Raw genomic sequence first — 17444 nt, 5'->3', positions numbered from 1 at the left:
GCGAACTCCTTCAGCTTCTCGAACATGCCTCCATCCTCCGGGCGCAATCCCCGCAGCAGAAGTGGCACAGAAGACACCGACCGCTAAGATTTCGACATGGCTCCCACCGTCTCCGTGCTCGCCTACGACGGCATGACCGCGTTCGAGGCCGGGATCGTGATCGAGGTGTTCGGCCTCGCCTGGCCCGACATCGACCAGCCCTGGTACGACCTGAAGGTCTGCACCGAGACCCCCGACCCGATCCGCGTCCTCGGCGGCGCGACGATGACCACCCCGCACGGCCTCGACGACTTCGCCGCCGCGGACACCGTGGTCGTCCCGAGCGTCGTCGCCCCGACCGCGCCGATCTCTCCGCAGCTCGTCGAGGCCCTCCGGCACGCGCACGACCGCGGCGCCCGGGTCGTGTCGATCTGCTCCGGCGCCTTCGCGCTGGCCGCCGCCGGACTGCTCGACGGCCGCCGCGCGACCACCCACTGGCGGTACGCCGAGCAGCTGCGCGAGCGCTACCCGGCGATCGACGTCGACCCCGAGCCGCTCTACGTCGACGAGGGGGACATCCTGACCAGCGCCGGCTGCGCGGCCGGCCTGGACCTGGCGATGCACCTGGTGCGCAAGGACTTCGGCGCCGCCGTCGCGAACGCGGTCGCCCGCAGGATGGTGATCCAGCCGTACCGGTCGGGCGGCCAGGCGCAGTACATCGAGGCGCCGATGCCGCCGAAGCCGAGCGACGGCGACGCGCCGGTCGCGCGCAGTCTCGGCTGGGCGCTGGAGCACCTGGCCGAGCCGATCGGCGTACCGGATCTGGCGCGGGAGGCCGGGCTGTCGCCGCGCACCTATCTGCGGCACTTCACCCGGGCGACCGGGACGACGCCCGCGAAGTGGCTGATCGCCCAGCGGATCCAGGCCGCGCTGGCGATGCTGGAGACCGGGGACGCGCCGGTCGAACAGATCGCGGTGGCGGCCGGGTTCGCGACCCCGGTGACGTTTCGCCACCACTTCGCCAAGAGCCTGAAGACCTCACCGTCGGCGTACCGGCGGACCTTCCGGGAACGCCGGGGGAACTGAGGTTCGCCGGCTCGCAACTCGAGCCCGGAGGGTCGCGCCGGACTGAGATCCGACGTCTCGGATGCTGGGATGACGAGACACAATATGGACCCGATTGGGTAACCTCGAACCTGCTCATCCAGAGGGACTGAGGGAAACGGCCCGTTGAAGTCCCGGCAACCCTCCCCGTGGAGGCCCCGTCCTGGGGCGCTCGCGGTGGACCGGTGCCAAATCCGTCCCACGCCGAGATCCGGTGCCGGGGAAGATGAGGAGGAACCTCTCCATGAGCCAGACCGCCACCCACACCATCCGTGCAGGTGCCTTCGGCAACGGTACGCATCTGAGCTGCCGGGCGTGTGGGGCGACGTCGCCGCTCGGCCCGTTCTACGCCTGTATGGAGTGCTTCGGTCCGCTGGAGGTCGGGTACGAGTACCCGACCATCACCCGCGAACAGATCGAGGCCGGCCCCAAGAACATCTGGCGCTACCAGCCGCTGCTGCCCGTCCCCGTCGACGTGGCCAGCTTCCCGAACACCGAGCCGGGCTACACCCGGCTGATCGACGCGCAGAACCTGGCCCGCGAGCTCGGGCTGCGCAAGCTCTGGGTGAAGGACGACTCGGGCAACCCGACGCACTCGTTCAAGGACCGCGTCGTGGCCTCCGCCCTGAGCGCCACCCGTGAGCTCGGCCTGAAGGTCTTCGCCTGCCCGTCGACCGGCAACCTGGCCAACGCCGTCGCCGCGGCCGCCGCCCGGGCCGGCATCCGCTCGGTCGTGTTCATCCCGAAGGACCTCGAGCGCCCCAAGATCATCACCACCGCCGTGTACGGCGGCACGCTGGTCGCCGTCGACGGCAACTACGACGACGTGAACAAGCTGGCCTCGGAGATCGCCGGCGAGGAGGAGGGCTGGGCGTTCGTCAACGTGAACGTGCGGCCGTACTACTCCGAGGGCAGCAAGACGCTGGCCTTCGAGATCGCCGAGCAGCTCGGCTGGCGGATCCCGCAGCAGGTCGTGATCCCGGTCGCGTCCGGCTCGCAGCTGACCAAGATCGACAAGGGCTTCACCGAGCTGGGCAAGCTCGGCCTGGTCGACGCCACCGACTACAAGATCTACGGCGCGCAGGCGACCGGGTGCTCACCCGTCGCGCAGGCGTTCCGGGACGGCCACGACGTGGTCAAGCCGGTCAAGCCCGACACCATCGCGAAGTCGCTGGCGATCGGCAACCCGGCCGACGGGCCGTACGTGCTCGACGTCGCCCGGCGGACCGGTGGCGCGATCGAGGACGTCAGCGACGAAGAGGTCGTCGAGGGCATCCAGCTGCTGGCCCGCACCGAGGGCGTCTTCGCCGAGACCGCGGGCGGGGTGACCGTCGCGACGCTGAAGAAGCTGATCGCGACCGGGCAGCTCGACCCCGAGGCCGAGACGGTGATCATCAACTCCGGCGACGGGCTGAAGACGCTCGACGCGGTGGCCGACCGGGTCGGCCCGAAGGTGACCATTCCCGCGTCGTACGACGCCTTCGTGAAGGCAGGTCTGCAGTGAGTGTCAGTGTCCGCGTCCCGACCATCCTGCGCCCCTACACCCAGGGTGCCTCCGAGGTCTCCGTCGAAGGCAGCACGCTGATCGAGGTGCTGGAGTCGCTCGACACGTCGTACCCCGGCATCAAGGGCCGGGTCCTGGACGAGTCCGGCGAACTGCGGCGTTTCGTCAACGTGTACGTCGACAACGACGACGTCCGCTTCGCCGAGGGCCTCCAGACGTCGATCAAGGACGGCGGCCAGGTCTCGATCATCCCCGCCGTCGCGGGCGGCTGCTGAACCAGCTTCTCGGTGACACCCCTCGGCTTCGGCCGAGGGGTGTTGCCGTTCCTAGGCCGGCGGCCGCGCGACGTACGCCTGCTTCGCGTCGGGGGAGAACCCGCAGGCCCGGTAGAACGCGTGCGTCGACTCGCGCTTCGAGCCGGTCATCAGCATCGCCTTGTAACAGCCGGCGTCCCAAGCGGCCTGCAACGTGCCGGCCATCAGCTGCTTGCCCAGCCCGGTCCCGCGCCGGCTCTCGTCGACCACCACGTTCTCGATCACGGCGTACGGTTTGCTGCCGCGGGTGAGGTTCGGGACCAGGTTCAGGTACGTCGTGCCGATCACTTCCCCGTCGACCTCGAGCACACAGAGCCGGAAATGCTCGGACGCGAGGATGCGCTCGAAGCCCGAGCGGTCGGACAGCACCGGCTCGTCCGGGTGCAGCTGGTGGTAGAGCCTGCCGATCGCCTCGAAGTCGGCAGGTCCGGCCGCTCGGAACAGCGCCACTCCGTCGGTACGACGCGAAGCCCAGCCCTCACGGCCTGGTTCGTACTCGATGTGGATGCTCAGGCAGATCACGTCGTAGATCCCGTGCTCGTCGAACGCGATGCGGAAATGCCGTAGGTCGTCCCGAAATTCCTGCTCCGCCAGGGTCCGCATCCGTTCGGAATCCACGAGCTCGCCCAGTTGCAGGCCGCCCTCCTCCGGTACGGCGGCGCGCTCTTCGGCGTCCCAGTATCTCCAGCGGTACTCGGCGACCCCGTCGAAGCGGACCCGCGTCCGCCGTGGCACCCAGCCGTCGCGCACCGGCTCGGTAGCCCAGGACAGCTCCACGACGCCGAAGCTGTCGCGGTGATTGGTGATCAGCACGACCGGCTGGTCGTCCCACCAGGTTCGGAGACCTTCGCCCGCGACCTCACGGTATGCCACCGCGCGCCCCCTTGACGGTCTGTGAACTTCGACGGAGGCACCAGCCTGCGTGTGAACCGGTCCCTGGGCAAGGCAACACGCGTCGTGGGGCGACGTGCACCACCGACCAACTTCTGCCGGCGCGGGTCGATCGAGTCGGCGCACGCCTGGGGAGGTACACCTGCGGCCGGCTGGTCGAGCGACTCACGGTCGGGGCGGCAGGTTGTGAGGAGCGCCGGCAGCCGGGCGTGGACGGCCCGAAGTGCGTCGCTGAACGCGTCGATCTGCCGAATCATTGCCTCCGGCCCGCTGAGCTTGACGACTTCGCGGAGTCGGGCGGAGACGGCCTGGTCGGCGGGATCGCCGTGATCCAGCACCGCCCCCAGATGATGCCGGACGACCGTCCCGTAGGAGTCGACGTAGTAGCCGTCCGGAATCCTGCCGTCTCGGCACCGACCGACCAGGACGAAAACGGCTTGCTCCCTCCAGTCGAGCTCCAGTTCGGCGAACGTCTCGCCCAGTGGATAGACCAGCGTCGTCATGCTGCTGTGGCCTGTTCGTTGTGCGGGTCCGCGTCCGGACTGTTCGAGGAAACCGAGTGACCTGACCGCCGCAGCGAGCACGTCCTCTCTCGTGGTGACCGGTTCAGAAGGCAAGACCCGGCACTCCTTCCTCGAACTCGCTCGAACAGCTGAGTGTAGTTTTGGTGGCCGCTGGGCAGTCGTCTCCCAGAGCCGTCACCTTCAGTGGTGCTTCCCGTAGTGGCGGTGGTGGGTGATGCTGGTCGGGTGAGTACGCCGGTACAGGGCGACGGGATCGTCGGGCGGAGGCATGAGCTCGGGTTGCTCCGCGGCTGGGTGGACCAGGCGCGCGACGGCGCCGGCCGGCTGGTGCTGTGCAGTGGTGAGGCCGGGATCGGAAAGACCCGGCTGGCGCAGGAAGTGGCGGGAGTGGCGCTGGCGGCGGGAGCCACGGTGGCGTGGGGGCGGTGCGTCGAGACCCAAGGTGCGCCGGCGTACTGGCCGTGGCGGCAGGTGCTTCGTTCGGTCGGTGCCGACGCGTTGACTGCTGCGGAGACCGAGGACCGGTTCAAGCTGCTCGAGGACGTCGTTCAGGCCGTGGCGCGGGCAGCGGGTGAGAACGGACTGGTCGTCGTACTCGATGATGTGCACCGGGCCGACGAGGGCTCGCTCCTGGTCCTGCGGCATCTCGCCGACCAGGTGACCTCCCTGCGCGTTCTCGTGCTCGCGACGCTGCGCGACTTCGAGCCGGTGACGGCGCGGGTGATGCCGGAGTTGCTCCGCGCGCCGTCGGTGGAACGCCTTGTCCTGCGGGGTTTGGATCCGACAGAAGTGCGTCTGCAGTTGCCAACGGCAACGGACGAGCAGGCGCGACGGGTGCACGAGATCACCGGCGGGAACCCGCTGTTCGTCCGCGAGGTGGCCCGCGCGATGGCCGACGGCTCGTGGCGCCCGGACCGGCCGCCGCGCAGCGTGCTCGACATCGTCGGCGCGCGGCTGGAGCGGACCAGCCCGGACTGCCGCCGACTGGTGCAGGCAGCGGCGATCATCGGCCGCGACTTCCGCGCCGGCCTTGTGGCGGCCGTGCTCGGCCGGCCGGTCGAACAGTGTCTGCCGCTGATCGACGAAGCCGTGGCGTCGGGGCTCGTGGATCGCGTCGGCGCCGGCGGGGAGCACCGCTTCGTCCACGCGCTCACCCGCGATGCGGTCGAGGCGTCACTCGCAACCGCTGACCTGTGCGCCCTGCACCGGCGCGTGGCCGAGGTGCTGGAGGCCGAGTTCGCGGCCGACCTGTCCGAGCATCTCGCCGACATCGCCCGGCACCGCGCCGAGTTGGCGGCCTACGGCGAAGGTGAAACGGCGCGGCGGTGGCTGGTGCGGGCCGCGGACGACGCGGTACGGCGCCTCGCGTACGAGCAAGGTGCTCGGCTCTACCGGGAGGCGTTGGCGACGACACCTTTGCCGGCGGCGGAGAGATCCGCGATCCAGGCGGCGCTCGGGCGGGCGGCGTACCTGGCGGGCGACCTGCAGGCGTGCGTGACGGCGGCGGCCGCTGCGGCCGAGGCGGCGCAGGCCCCGGAGCAGCAGGCCGAGGCCGCGCTGGTGCTGGAAGCCGTTCCCGATCCGGCGATCAACGCGACGGCCAAGAGACTGTGCGAGGAAGCGCTCGCGACCCCGCAGGACGACGCCCTCAGGGCCCGGCTCCTGGCCCAACGCAGCCATTTGGCCTTCTACGACGGCGAGCAGGAGCGGCTCGACGTGCTCAGCGCCGAAGCGCTCGGCCTGGCGCGTGCCTCGCACGACGACCTCGCCCTGACGGACGCGCTGCGGGCCCGGCAAGAGGCCTGCCCAGGTCCGGCCGGGCGCGCCGAACGGCTGGAGCTGGCGGCCGAGATGCTGTCGCTCGCCCGGCGGACCGACAGTGCCCGGGCGGCGATGTGGGGTTGGCTCTGGCGACTCGACGCGCTGATCGAGAGCGGCCGGCTGGCGACGGCCGTCGAGGAGCTTCCCGCGTTGCGGGTCGCGGTCGAACGGCTCGGTGGCCCGGTCGGCGCCTGGCACCACGATCGCGTCGCGGCCTGCCTGGCCCAGGCCCGCGGCCGGTACGCCGACGCGCATGCGATCGCGCGCCGGGGATTCGACCGGATGCGGGTGGTCGAGCCCGCGCCGGCGTCGGGCGCGTACTTCGCCTTGCTGACCGCCCTCGCGGGTCACGTCGGGGTGTCCGAGGACGCGGCGGCTTTCGCGCGGCAGGCGTTCGACCCGCCGCCGCGGTTCGCCACGATGGCCCAGCTGTCCCGGGCCTACTTGCAATTGTGCCTGGGTCTGCCGGACGAGGCCGCGGCGTCGTACCGGCGGGCCGGACCGATCGAGACCTGGTCGCTGCCGGCGTTTTTCGTCCTGCCCGGCTACGTGTACGCCGCGCTGGCGTGTGCCGGGCTCGGGCGGCACGACGACCTCGCCGTACTGGTCGAGCGGCTCGAACCGTTCCGCGGCGAGCACGCGGTCGGCAACGGGGTGGCGTACATGGGGCCGGTCGAGCTCGCCCTCGGACGGGCCGCGGCCGTGCTCGGACGCCTCGACCCGGCCGTCGACGACTTGACGGTGGCCGTTCGGCAGGCCGAGAGCGCCGGTGCTCCCGGGTTCGTCGCCGAAGCCGAGTACCACCTCGCGGTCGCGCTGCGCACGCGGAACGGCCCGGGAGACCGCCACCGCGCATCGGCTGTCGCGCAGGACGCCGACCGGCTCGTCAGATCCCTCGGCATGACCGAGTACGCCGATCGCACCGCCGCGTTGCTGGTCGCCGGTGACGCGCCGGGAGGTCTCAGCCCCCGCGAGGCGGAGGTCGCCGCGCTGGTGGCCGAGGGGCTGACGAACCGGCAGATCGCCGAGCGGCTGGTGCTGTCCGAGCGCACCGCGCAGAACCATGTCCAGCACATCCTCACGAAGCTCGGCTTCACCACCCGCAGCCAGATCGCCGCCTGGAGCGCGCGCACCTGAGTAAGGAAATGAGTCGTTCGGCGGATTCCGTGGCGGGCCCGCCTTCCTAGCGTTGCTGGTACGGCCAACACCGGCCGCACCAGCGAAGGAGACAGCCATGCAGTGGATCGCAGTCGCCACCCCGCCGTTCGGATCGATCGAGCAGTTCGACCAGGTGATGGACCACCTGGGCCCGGAACCCGACGGCCTGGAAGCCCGCTACGTCGGTACGTCGTCCGAAGGCCTGCGGGTGATCACCCTGTGGGAGTCGAAGGCTCACGCGGACAGGTTCTTCACCGAACGCCTCGGCCCGGCCCTTGCCAAGGCCCTCGGCCCCGAACCGGCCGGCAGCCCTCAGGTCCTCGGCGTCGAGGTGGCCCGCAGCTACCAGCGCCAGCCGGTCGGCTGACCGCTCAGCTCCTGCCGGCCGCCCGACAACGAGCCCAGGGCGGCTGGCGGTGACCGGCCGCGTGGCTGAGGATGGGCGGCATGCGAGCGATTGTGGTCGAGCGGTTCGGAGTGCTGCCTGCGGTGCAGAACGTCGCGGAGCCGGAGGTTTCTGCCGGTGGGGTGGTGCTGAAGGTCGAGGCGACCGGGTTGTGTCGCAGTGACTGGCACGGGTGGCAGGGGCACGACTCGGACATCGTGTTGCCGCACGTGCCGGGGCACGAGTTGGCGGGGACGATCGCGGCGATCGGCGACGGGGTGACCGGGTGGGAGATCGGCGATCGGGTGACGACGCCGTTCATTGCCGCGTGTGGGGAGTGCGAGCAGTGCCGGGAGGGCAACCATCAGGTCTGCCCGAATCAGCTGCAGCCGGGGTTCAACTACTGGGGATCGTTCGCGGAGTACGTCGCCCTGCCGTTCGCGCCGGTGAATCTGGTGCGGTTGCCGGACGAGATGAGTTTCGACACGGCGGCGGGGCTCGGGTGCCGGTTCGCGACCTCGTTCCGCGCGGTGCACCAGGTGGGCAAGGTGCGGGCCGGGGAGGACGTCGTGGTATTCGGGTGCGGGGGCGTGGGGTTGTCGGCGGTGATGATCGCGGCCGCGCTCGGTGCCCGGGTCGTTGCCGTGGACACCAATCCGGCGGCGCTGGAACTGGCCCGGAAGTACGGTGCCGCGGACACTGTTCAGGCTGGAGCGACGGCGGTCGAGGAGATTCGAGACCTGACCGGCGGCGGCGCCCGCGTGACGATGGACGCGTTGGGGTCCAACGCGATCGTCCAGCAGGCACTCGCCGTCTTGCGTCCGCGGGGGAGACATCTGCAGGTCGGGCTGCTGCCGTCCGGTGTGCAGCTCGACGTGTCCCGCCTGATCGGCCAGGAACTCCAGTGGCTCGGCAGCCACGGCATGGCCGCGCACACCTACCCCGAGATGCTCGACCTGGTCGCGTCCGGCGTACTGCGGCCGCAGGACCTGATCACGCGCACGATCACCCTGGACGACGTACCGGCGGCTCTCGACGAGCTGACCACCGGTACGCCGGCCGGGGTGACGATTATCCGGCCACCTGCTCGACGTCCCTGACGCCCCGCAGCGCCAAGTACGCCGGCAGCGGCGACGCGGCCAGCAACCCGAGCGCGATCGTCAAGGTCGCGCGCGGACCGGCGTACTCACCCAGGACGCCGCCGAGCAGCCCGCCGAGCGGGAACAACGCCATGATCGCGAACCGCGTGGTCGCGTTCACCCGGCCGAGCAGGTGGTCCGGGCACAGCCGCTGCCGCAGGCTGACCGACGTGATGGAGTAGACGATCTGCCCGAACTCGCCGGCGCCGGTGCCGACCACGATGACCAGCGCGACCAACCACACCGGCCACTCCGCGCTGGTGAGCGGCGCCAGCGCACCGAACGGACCGGCGACGAGCGGCGCCAGCCAGATGATCCGCGCCGACCCGAACCGCCGGGCCAGCCGGGGAGTCGTCGCCGCGCCGAGCACCACGGTCAGCGAGCCGCCGGCCAGGATCAGGCCGACCAGCGTGGGCGTCAGGCCCAGGTCGCGGATCAGGAAGATCATCGTCACGGCCGAGGCGAGGGCGAAGGCGAAGTTGCCGAGCGCGCTGGTCAGGACCAGCGCGGCCAGCGTGCGGCTCCGCCAGACGAACGACAGTCCTTCGCGGATCTGCACCCGCATCGAGTCCTTCGTACGCCGGGGTGCGGCTTCCGGCGTACGGATGCCGAGCAGGCAGACGGCCGAGACGGCGAACGTCACGGCCTGAACCAGTACGACGTTCGCCGCGCCGATCAGCGCGACGAGCCAGCCGCCGAGACCCGGTCCGACCACCTGGCCGGACGCGCGGATCGCTTCCAGACTGGAGTTTCCGGCCAGCACCTGGTCCTTGCCGACCACTGTCGGCAGGTAGCTCTGGTAGCCGACGTCGAAGAACACCCGCGCGAAACCGGTCAGCAGGCTGACCACGATCAGCTGCGCGACGGTGAGTACGCCGGCCCAGGCGGCGACCGGGATGGTTGCCAGGAGCAAGCATCGGATCAGGTCCGAGGCGACCAGCACCGGACGGCGCCGCCAGCGGTCGACCCAGGCGCCGGCGGGCAGGCCGATCAGGGCGAAGGCGAGGGTGCTCGACGCGCTGAGCAGGCCCAGCTCGAAGGGTGAGGCGTCGAGGGTGAGAACCGCCAGCAGCGGGATGGCGACGCCGCTGACCTGGGCGCCCAACTGGCTGGTGGTCTGTCCGGCGAGCAGCAGCCGGAAATCGTGATGCCGTAACACGAGCAACTCCAAGAACTCGGTGGGATCGGACCCCACCCTCCAGCTCTCGGAATTCGTCGCTAGGGGTGGGGCACGTTACCGAAGTTCGAAACCCACGGCAAGTCAGGTGTGCTTCGACAGGCGATCCAGCAGCGTCTCCCAGCTTGCGTCCGAAGAACCCGAGGCGATTGGCCTCGGGTCTTCGGACGCTGCGACGTGCTTGTCAGACCGGGGTGACCGCGTCGGCCTCGCGGCCCTTCGGGCCGTCGACGACCTCGAACTCGACCTGCTGCCCGTCCTCGAGCGTCTTGTAGCCGTCGGAGACGATCCGGCTCCAGTGGACGAACACGTCGTCCTGTCCCTCGACCGCCAGGAACCCGTAACCCTTGTCGGCGTTGAACCACTTCACGGTGCCGCGCACCATTGGAAACTCCCGTGCCCCTCAACGGGACCCGCTGCACTCGGGTCCCTCCGGTGCCCGTCGGCCGGAGTCCGGCCGTGCCGAGCGGTCCACCAGACTAGCCGAAGCCGCCCGCGTACGCCGGACCGGTCGGCGTTGCGCCGGTTCACCGTACGCCGGACCGGTCCGCGTCGCGCCGCTCACCGCACGGCGGGTTCGCCCTGCCTCGATCGCGCCATAGCGCGCGCGACAGCAGCCACCGCGAGCGCGGCCGCGGCCAGCGCCGCACTGCACCACAGCGGCGCTCGATCGCCCGCCGACTCGATGCCGACGCCACCCGCCAGCGGACCCAGTACGGCGCCCATGTTGAGCGCCGCGGTGGCCAGACCGCCCGCCAGGACAGGCGACTCGGCAGCGGCGTACAGCGCGAGCGAGATCAGCGCCGACCCGACCGCGAACGACAGCAGGCCTTGCAGAAAGACCAGCGCGATCGCGAACCCCGCGAGCTGAGCTGTCGCGGCGAAGACACACCATCCGAGCAGCAACGCGCACCCCGCAGCAGCCAGTACGCCCTGCGCGCGCCGGTCGGCGTACCGGCCGGCGAGGGTCACACCGGCGAACGAACCGAGGCCGAAGAGGGCCAGCAGGGCAGGGATCCAGGAGCGATCGAGCCCGGTGACGCCGGTCAGGATCGGCGCCAGATAGGTGAAGGTGCAGAAAGTTGCCCCGTTCACCAATGCCCCGAGAACCAGCAGGAGGACCAGGCGCCGCGTCGGCCGGAGTCGCGTGACGGGCGGCTGGCTGGTGCCCGCGCGGGGAAGCGATCGCAGGATGGCGAGCAAAGCGGGCAAGCAGATCAGCGCGACCGCCCAGAACGCCGAACGCCAGCCGAAGTGTTGCCCGAGCCAAGCCCCGGCCGGTACGCCGGCGATGCAGGCGAGCGTCGTACCGGCCAGCAGGACCGCGGTCGCGCGGCCCTTGGCGTCGGCGGAGACCAGCGTGGTCGCGGTGGCGAGCGCGACGGCGAGAAAGCCCGCGTTGGAAAGCGCGGCGATCAGCCGGGTGATCAGCAGAACGGTGAAGTCATCGGAGAGCGCACCGACGACGTGAGCGAGCAGGAAGACGGTCAGTGCCGACAGCAACGTCGTACGCCGGGGCCAGCGGCGGCCGAATACGGCGATCGCCGGCGCACCGACGACCATGCCGAGCGCGAACGCCGAGGTGAGCCAGCCGGCGGTCGGGATCGAGACGCCGAGATCGGTGGCGATCTCCGGGGTCAGGCCGGACAGCATGAACTCCGAGGTCGCCTGGGCGAACACGGCCAGGGCGAGCAGGTACAGCAGGAAAGGCATCGAGGACTCCGCACCACGAGAGCGATGGACGCGGCGGAGCAGCAGACGTCACCGCCGCGCGAGGAAAGTCATCGCCGACGGCCCGGACAGGCTGTGGATCGAAGCAGCGCAGCCACCGAGCGGTCGGTGGCTAGCCTCTGTCGGCCTCGGGGGTGGACACGCCCCGAAGCCTAGACCGATCGCGCGGCGGGGCGCAGCCGATTAACCGGCGCACCTACGAAACGTCGGGCCTGGTCATCAACGGTGCCCGCAGATGCAGCTCGAGGTTCTGAGTGGTCAGGGGTTCGGTGTTCCACCTCGCGGTCGCTTCGCCGGCCGCGATCACCAGGCGGACCCGATGCGGGGAGGTGATGACGAACAACTCGGCAATGAACCGCTCACCCTGCCAGCCACCGGCCGCGACCATCGGGCGGCCGAGCGGCGAACTCTCCCGCCATTGCCCGTGGCCGACCGGGAGCTCGATCGAAGTGCCGAGCCGCAGCAACCAACCGCCGTCCACCGGATCGAGGCTCACCGCCGTACCGTCGGGCAGTGCGGAGTCCGCGCCGATCTTGGCGGTGACGCGACCATGACGGTCGGCCGATCCCTTGACCGGCTTGAAGGACAATTGCCTCAGCCTCTCCGCGAGCACCTCGTCATCCTGGGCGCTGTCCGGGTGATCCAGACCGGGCAGTACGCAGTCCCACAACAGACCGGGCAGCGCGCTCTCCTGTTCGTTGGAGGCGGTCATCGCGATCACCACATCGTGCGACGGGACGACCACGCAGTACTGGCCGTAGGCGCCGTGACCGTGAAAGCCGTGCCGCGACATCCAGAACTGGTAGCCGTACCCCCAGAGGAAGTCGGGGTTCGGCCTCCAGTTCGGCAGGGGCAGGGTCTCGATGTGCCTTCGCGTCGCGAGCTCCAGCCACTCGCGCGGCACGAGCCGGCGATCACCCCACCGGCCGCCGCGCAACAGCAGTTCGCCGAACGCGGCGACGGCTTCCGTCGTGAGATGCAGGCCGTGAAACCCGAACGCAGCACCGCTGGCCACGCGGTCCCACTCCACGGTGTGGATGCCCATCGGGTGGAAGAGCCGCTCGTCGAGCAGCTCCGGCAGACCGCGACCGGTGACCCGCTCGACCATGCGTGCCAGCACGAAGGTGGTCGAGTTGTCGTAGGTGTGCCGCGTTCCCTCGGCGTACTCGAACGGTCCGCGGAGGAACCCCTTGATCAGGTCGCCGGGCTCGAGTTCCCACGCTCCGGCGAGGCTGTCGGTCGCGTGCCCGGCCGTCATGGTCAGGAGGTGCTGAACGGTGAGCCGCCGCGCCTGGTCGGGCAGGTCGGCGGGCAGATGGTCAGGCAGTACGTCGACCACCCGGTCGTCCAACGACAGCAGCCCATCGGCCACCGCAAGCCCGACAGCGACCGAGCTGAACGACTTGGTCAACGAGTAGACGAGATGCGGGCGATCAGCGGAGTACGGCGCCCACCACCCTTCAGCAACGACCTGCCCGCGCCGCACGATCATCAGCGAATGGCACTCGACCCCTTCCGCGGCGAGCTCGTCCAGCAGCTTGACGATCGCGCGCGAGGAAACGCCCGCGGCGGCCGGCGTGGTTCGCGGCAAGAGATTGCGGTGGGCGGCCATTCGCGAAACCTAACAACCGCAGCAACCGAATTACCGGCTCGGCGAGCCGGAGCGGGCTTCGGCGTACGGGGTCAGCTGCGGCGCGAGGCGCCCAGGCCGACCGCCCCGGCGACGACCAGGAGGATCGCGGCGGTGAGGCCGAGGTCGTCGGTCTTCACCAGGCCCTGGTCGTTGAGCAGGTAGATGGTCGCGGCGCCGGTCAGCACGGTGCCGGTGATGACCCCGGGCACGTCCGCCTTCGTTTTCCTCATCCGCGCTCCACCGTGATGCTGCCGAGCTTGAGCTGTACGTCGATCGCGAGCTTGCCCGGTCCGGCCTTGCCGTCGGCGCCGAGGTCGTTCAGCGTGACCTTCGCGTCGTGCCCGCCTTCGCGCTGCGCCAGGCCGATCACCTCGCCGGTCTGCGCGCTCAGCGTACCGCTGAGGTCGACGTCGGCCGGCACCTTCAGCACGACCTCACCGACGCCACCGTCGACGGTGATCTTCGCGCCGGGCGCGAACGTGGTCTTGGTCAGGTCGAGTTTCACCGCGCCGGCGTCGAACGTGTAGTTGTTGCTGGTCGAGGTGACCGGCTGGTCCGGCGTCGCGACCACGTTCACGTCCTTGAAGTCGCGCGGCATGTTCGGGAAGACCGTGCTGACCGCGACCCCCGCGGCCAGCAGGATGCCGAGCGGGAGCAGCGCCATGGTCCGGCCGACGAATCCGCCGATCAGCATCCCGGCGCCGAGCGTGGCCACCCCGATCGCGAGGATCGCGGGCGTGGCCACGCCGGCCAGCCAGGCGATGCCGATCGCGAGCCCGGTCAGCGCGACCACGGCCGACTTCACCCCGCGCACGCCCTTGACCGGCGGTTCGCTGACCCGCGTCGCGGCCGGCGCGGCGGGCGGCTCGTCGACGTACAGGCCCAGGGGGTCGTCCTCGGTCCACACCGGCTGGACCGATTCGACGGTGCGGTCCTGAGGTCGCCGGGTGGCCGAGGACGACGGACCCGCCGGGGGAGGTGGCGGGCCGTTCTGGGGAGCCGGCTGGCCGGCGTACTGGGAGGTCTGCGGCGTGGTCGGCCCGTACGGCGCTGTCCCGTACGCCGTGGCGCCGGGCTGCTGCGGTGCGGCCGGCCCGGTGTCCTGCGGACGGCCGCGCAGGTTCATGCCGTGCATGCCCATGCCGGTGTGGGACCAGTGCGAGGAGCCGTTCTTCGGCTTGCGGCGGAACACGAACAGCCAGAGCAGCCCGAGCACCACCAGCGGCCCGGGGATCAGCTTGCCGGAGTCGAACGACGACATCACCACGATCGCGACGAACACGCAGATGCCGAGCACCACCGGCCACAGCCACGGGTGGTTGGTCGGGACCCGGTTGCCGAGCAGGCCCTCGACGGGTGCCTTGTCGGAGCCCTCGTCCGGCATCAGGATCCAGCCGGCCGCGTAGAACAGGATGCCCGGACCGCTGAGGACCAGGACCGCCATCACGACGCGGACCAGCACCGGGTCGACGTTCAGCGCGCGGGCCATGCCACCGCACACGCCGGCCACCATCCGGTCGCTCCTGCTCCGGCGCCAGCTCTGCACGTTGTGCAGCTGGTTGCGATCGAAGCCGCTCGGGTTCTGCTCCATGACATCGATAGTGTCTCGCGCGGGCCGCCGGCGGCATCGGGGATCCCCCTGCGCCGACCCCTGGAACTCCCCGCCCTGAGGCCGCCGGGAGCGGGCGGCTCCGGGTTGTCCCCGACCCGACCCTGAGCGCGTGGGCCCGTCGTTGAGGTGGCGGCCGGGGACAAGCCTGCTGGTGTCGGCCCGGTCCGCATGTGACGATCGTGGGGATGAGCCAACCAGCCGCTGCCGCGCCGACGGGCGGATCCCCGGACTCCGGGGCTCCCTCCGCGCCGCCGCACGGCCAGAACCAGCCCGGCTACGGCAGCGACCAGCCCATCGGCGCCGCCGCTGGGATGCACGGCGGGCACGCCGATGCGGGGCATTTCGGGCCCGGGCAGGCGGGCTCCTTCGGTACGTCGACTGGTCCGGGAGGATTCGGTACGGCGTACGGGCCGGGAGCGGCGGGCTACGGGCCTGGCCCGGCAGGGCCGCCGTACGGGCCTGGCACGCCGCCGCCGTACGGGCCGCCGGCGAGTGAAGCACCGCCGGTACGGCGGGCCTACCGGCGGTCGGACGGACGCGTCGTCAGCGGCGTCGCGGGTGGTATCGCCGACCATCTGAACGTGTCGGACGTCGCCGTCCGGCTGGTGTTCATCGGCGCGACGGTGTTCGGCGGGTTCGGCGTGCTGATCTACGCGGCGCTGTGGTTCCTGATGCCGCTCGCGGCTCCGACTGTGCCGTCCGCGCCGGGGCTCGCCGCGGCGACCCGGCAGAACATGCGGTCCGACCACGTCCCGCCGCCGGTCAGCGAAGCCAGATCCCGCCGCCGCGAGAAGAACCGCGGTCAGGTGATCGCGCTCGTGGTCGTCGCCGCCGGCGTACTGCTGCTCCTGCAGGCCGCCGGACTGGGCATCGCGGGCAAGATGTTCTGGCCGCTGGTCTTCGCCGGCACCGGGCTCGCGCTGATCTGGCGGCAGGCCGACGAGACCCAGAAGGCGGCCTGGACCAACAAGGCGCCGACGCTCGGCAACCTGCTCGGCAAGGGCGGGATCAAGTCGATCGTCCGGGTCGTGGTCGGGGTGATCCTGCTCGGCACCGCGGTCACCGTGTTCCTGGTGCAGAACGGCCGGCTGTCCCAGGTCGGCGACGTGCTGGTCGCGCTGCTGCTCGCGGTGGTCGGCCTCGGCGTCATCGCCGGCCCGTGGGTGCACCGGCTGAGCCGCGACCTGAACGCCGAGCGCAGCGAGCGGATCCGCTCCCAGGAACGCGCCGACATGGCCGCGCACCTGCACGACTCGGTGCTGCAGACGCTGGCGCTGATCCAGAAGCAGGCCTCCGATCCCCGCGCGGTGACCCGGCTGGCCCGGTCCCAGGAGCGCGAGCTGCGGTCGTGGCTGTACGACGAGGACGACAAGACCGACCAGACCCTGGCCGGCGCGGCCAAACGCGCGGCGGCCGAGGTGGAGGACTCCCACGGCGTACCGGTCGAGGTGGTCACGGTCGGCGACTGCGATCTGACCGAGGAGCTGTCGGCGATGGTCCGGGCGGCGCGGGAGTCGATGGTGAACGCGGCCAAGCACTCCGGCGCGGACAAGATCGACGTGTTCGTCGAGGTGGACGGGGACCGGGCCGAGATCTTCGTCCGGGACCGCGGCAAGGGCTTCGACACCGACGGCGTACCGGAGGACCGGCTGGGACTGCGGCACAGTGTGATGGGCAGGATGGAACGGCACGGCGGCCGCGCGACGGTGCGGTCGAGCCCGGAGACAGGCACCGAAGTGCGACTGGAGATGGACAGATGAGCCTGAGTGAGAGCGGCCGGCGGCGAGTGGTCGTCGTCGACGACCACGACATGTTCCGGGCCGGGGTGCGCAGCGAGATCGGCGCGGCGGTGGAGATCGTCGGCGAGGGTGCCGACGTCGACAGCGCGGTGAAGGCGATCGTGGCGACCGAGCCGGACGTGGTCCTGCTCGACGTCCACCTGCCCGGCGGTGGTGGCACCGAGGTGATGAAGCAGGTGCACCAGCGGCACCCGGAGATCAAGTTCCTGGCGCTGTCGGTGTCGGACGCGGCCGAGGACGTGATCGGCGTGATCCGGGCCGGCGCCCGCGGCTACGTCACCAAGAACATCAGCGGGACCGAGCTGGTCGACGCGATCGGCCGGGTCGCCGACGGCGACGCGGTGTTCTCGCCGCGGCTGGCCGGCTTCGTGCTGGACGCGTTCTCCGGGGCGATCGACATCGCGGCGGTGGACGAGGACCTGGACCGGCTGTCCCAGCGCGAGCGCGAGGTACTGCGGCTGATCGCGCGCGGCTACGCGTACAAGGAAGTGGCCCGCGAGCTGTTCATCTCGGTGAAGACCGTCGAGACCCACGTCTCCTCGGTGCTGCGCAAGCTGCAGCTGTCCAACCGGCACGAACTCACCCGCTGGGCCACGGACCGCCGCCTGGTCTGACCCGGTCCGGCGAGTCCGCCCCGGTCCGGCGAGTCGCCGGCCGGGGATCTCTAGGGTGT

General features: G+C 70.9%; 16 protein-coding genes and 1 riboswitch. Of the genes, 8 read left to right on the top strand and 8 right to left on the bottom strand.

Features of this window, described 5'->3' with window-relative positions:
* Window positions 1-96: 96 nt before the first annotated feature.
* The 3 genes from BWI15_RS01885 (at window position 97) to BWI15_RS01875 (ending at window position 2862) form a co-directional block, all read left to right on the top strand.
* Entirely contained in the window at window positions 97-1065 is a 969-nt protein-coding gene (locus tag BWI15_RS01885) for a helix-turn-helix domain-containing protein (protein ID WP_077012508.1), read from the top strand.
* A 111-nt stretch (window positions 1066-1176) separates the two neighbouring features.
* A riboswitch (SAM riboswitch) is annotated at window positions 1177-1316 on the top strand.
* An 11-nt stretch (window positions 1317-1327) separates the two neighbouring features.
* A complete protein-coding gene (gene thrC, locus BWI15_RS01880) occupies window positions 1328-2587 on the top strand; it encodes a threonine synthase (protein WP_077012507.1) in 1260 nt (419 codons plus the stop codon).
* The gene (locus BWI15_RS01875; protein WP_077012506.1) at window positions 2584-2862 is read left to right on the top strand and encodes a ubiquitin-like small modifier protein 1; all 279 of its coding nucleotides are present in this window, start codon (window positions 2584-2586) and stop codon (window positions 2860-2862) included. The genes thrC and BWI15_RS01875 overlap by 4 nt, the downstream gene beginning before the upstream one ends.
* A 51-nt stretch (window positions 2863-2913) precedes the next feature.
* Here BWI15_RS01875 and BWI15_RS39985 read toward each other — a convergent pair whose 3' ends face one another.
* Window positions 2914-3774, bottom strand: a complete 861-nt coding sequence (locus BWI15_RS39985; protein ID WP_237771084.1) for a GNAT family N-acetyltransferase — start codon at window positions 3772-3774, stop codon at window positions 2914-2916.
* On the bottom strand, window positions 3708-4295 hold the full coding sequence (locus BWI15_RS01865) for a hypothetical protein (protein ID WP_077012505.1): 588 nt from the start codon (window positions 4293-4295) through the stop codon (window positions 3708-3710). Before BWI15_RS01865 ends, BWI15_RS39985 begins: the two co-directional genes overlap by 67 nt.
* Window positions 4296-4541: 246 nt before the next feature.
* On the opposite strand from BWI15_RS01865, the gene BWI15_RS01860 reads away from it, so the two are divergent.
* The 3 genes from BWI15_RS01860 to BWI15_RS01850 all read left to right on the top strand — a co-directional run bounded on the left by BWI15_RS01860 (window position 4542) and on the right by BWI15_RS01850 (window position 8780).
* A complete protein-coding gene (locus tag BWI15_RS01860) occupies window positions 4542-7274 on the top strand; it encodes an ATP-binding protein (RefSeq protein ID WP_202817544.1) in 2733 nt (910 codons plus the stop codon).
* A gap of 97 nt (window positions 7275-7371) precedes the next feature.
* Entirely contained in the window at window positions 7372-7662 is a 291-nt protein-coding gene (locus tag BWI15_RS01855; RefSeq protein ID WP_077012504.1) for a hypothetical protein, read from the top strand.
* A gap of 80 nt (window positions 7663-7742) precedes the next feature.
* Window positions 7743-8780 (top strand): zinc-dependent alcohol dehydrogenase family protein, encoded by a 1038-nt coding sequence (locus BWI15_RS01850; protein WP_077012503.1) that lies wholly within the window; start codon window positions 7743-7745, stop codon window positions 8778-8780.
* On the opposite strand, the gene BWI15_RS01845 is transcribed toward BWI15_RS01850, so the two are convergent.
* From BWI15_RS01845 to BWI15_RS01820, 6 genes are all read right to left on the bottom strand, one after another.
* The gene (locus tag BWI15_RS01845; protein WP_237771083.1) at window positions 8752-9978 is read right to left on the bottom strand and encodes an MFS transporter; all 1227 of its coding nucleotides are present in this window, start codon (window positions 9976-9978) and stop codon (window positions 8752-8754) included. The two genes, BWI15_RS01850 and BWI15_RS01845, sit on opposite strands and share 29 nt — an antisense overlap.
* Before the next feature lie 202 nt (window positions 9979-10180).
* Window positions 10181-10381, bottom strand: a complete 201-nt coding sequence (locus tag BWI15_RS01840; protein ID WP_077012502.1) for a cold shock domain-containing protein — start codon at window positions 10379-10381, stop codon at window positions 10181-10183.
* A gap of 176 nt (window positions 10382-10557) precedes the next feature.
* Window positions 10558-11709, bottom strand: coding sequence for a Cmx/CmrA family chloramphenicol efflux MFS transporter (locus BWI15_RS01835; RefSeq protein WP_077012501.1), 1152 nt, complete (start codon window positions 11707-11709; stop codon window positions 10558-10560).
* Window positions 11710-11923: 214 nt separating this feature from the next.
* Window positions 11924-13339 (bottom strand): serine hydrolase domain-containing protein, encoded by a 1416-nt coding sequence (locus BWI15_RS01830; RefSeq protein ID WP_077012500.1) that lies wholly within the window; start codon window positions 13337-13339, stop codon window positions 11924-11926.
* A 71-nt stretch (window positions 13340-13410) separates the two neighbouring features.
* A complete protein-coding gene (locus BWI15_RS01825; RefSeq protein WP_077012499.1) occupies window positions 13411-13590 on the bottom strand; it encodes a hypothetical protein in 180 nt (59 codons plus the stop codon).
* A complete protein-coding gene (locus BWI15_RS01820) occupies window positions 13587-14951 on the bottom strand; it encodes a PspC domain-containing protein (RefSeq protein WP_077012498.1) in 1365 nt (454 codons plus the stop codon). The genes BWI15_RS01825 and BWI15_RS01820 overlap by 4 nt, the downstream gene beginning before the upstream one ends.
* A gap of 206 nt (window positions 14952-15157) precedes the next feature.
* On the opposite strand from BWI15_RS01820, the gene BWI15_RS01815 reads away from it, so the two are divergent.
* Together BWI15_RS01815 and BWI15_RS01810 are read left to right on the top strand one after the other, a co-directional pair.
* Entirely contained in the window at window positions 15158-16732 is a 1575-nt protein-coding gene (locus tag BWI15_RS01815) for an ATP-binding protein (RefSeq protein WP_077012497.1), read from the top strand.
* A complete protein-coding gene (locus BWI15_RS01810) occupies window positions 16729-17385 on the top strand; it encodes a response regulator (protein WP_077012496.1) in 657 nt (218 codons plus the stop codon). Before BWI15_RS01815 ends, BWI15_RS01810 begins: the two co-directional genes overlap by 4 nt.
* Window positions 17386-17444 lie beyond the last annotated feature (59 nt).

The sequence above is a fragment of the Kribbella sp. ALI-6-A genome (assembly GCF_001984195.1).
Classification (GTDB): domain Bacteria; phylum Actinomycetota; class Actinomycetes; order Propionibacteriales; family Kribbellaceae; genus Kribbella.
Note: the sequence above shows the minus strand (reverse complement) of the source record. Positions and strands in the feature narration are given on the sequence as shown.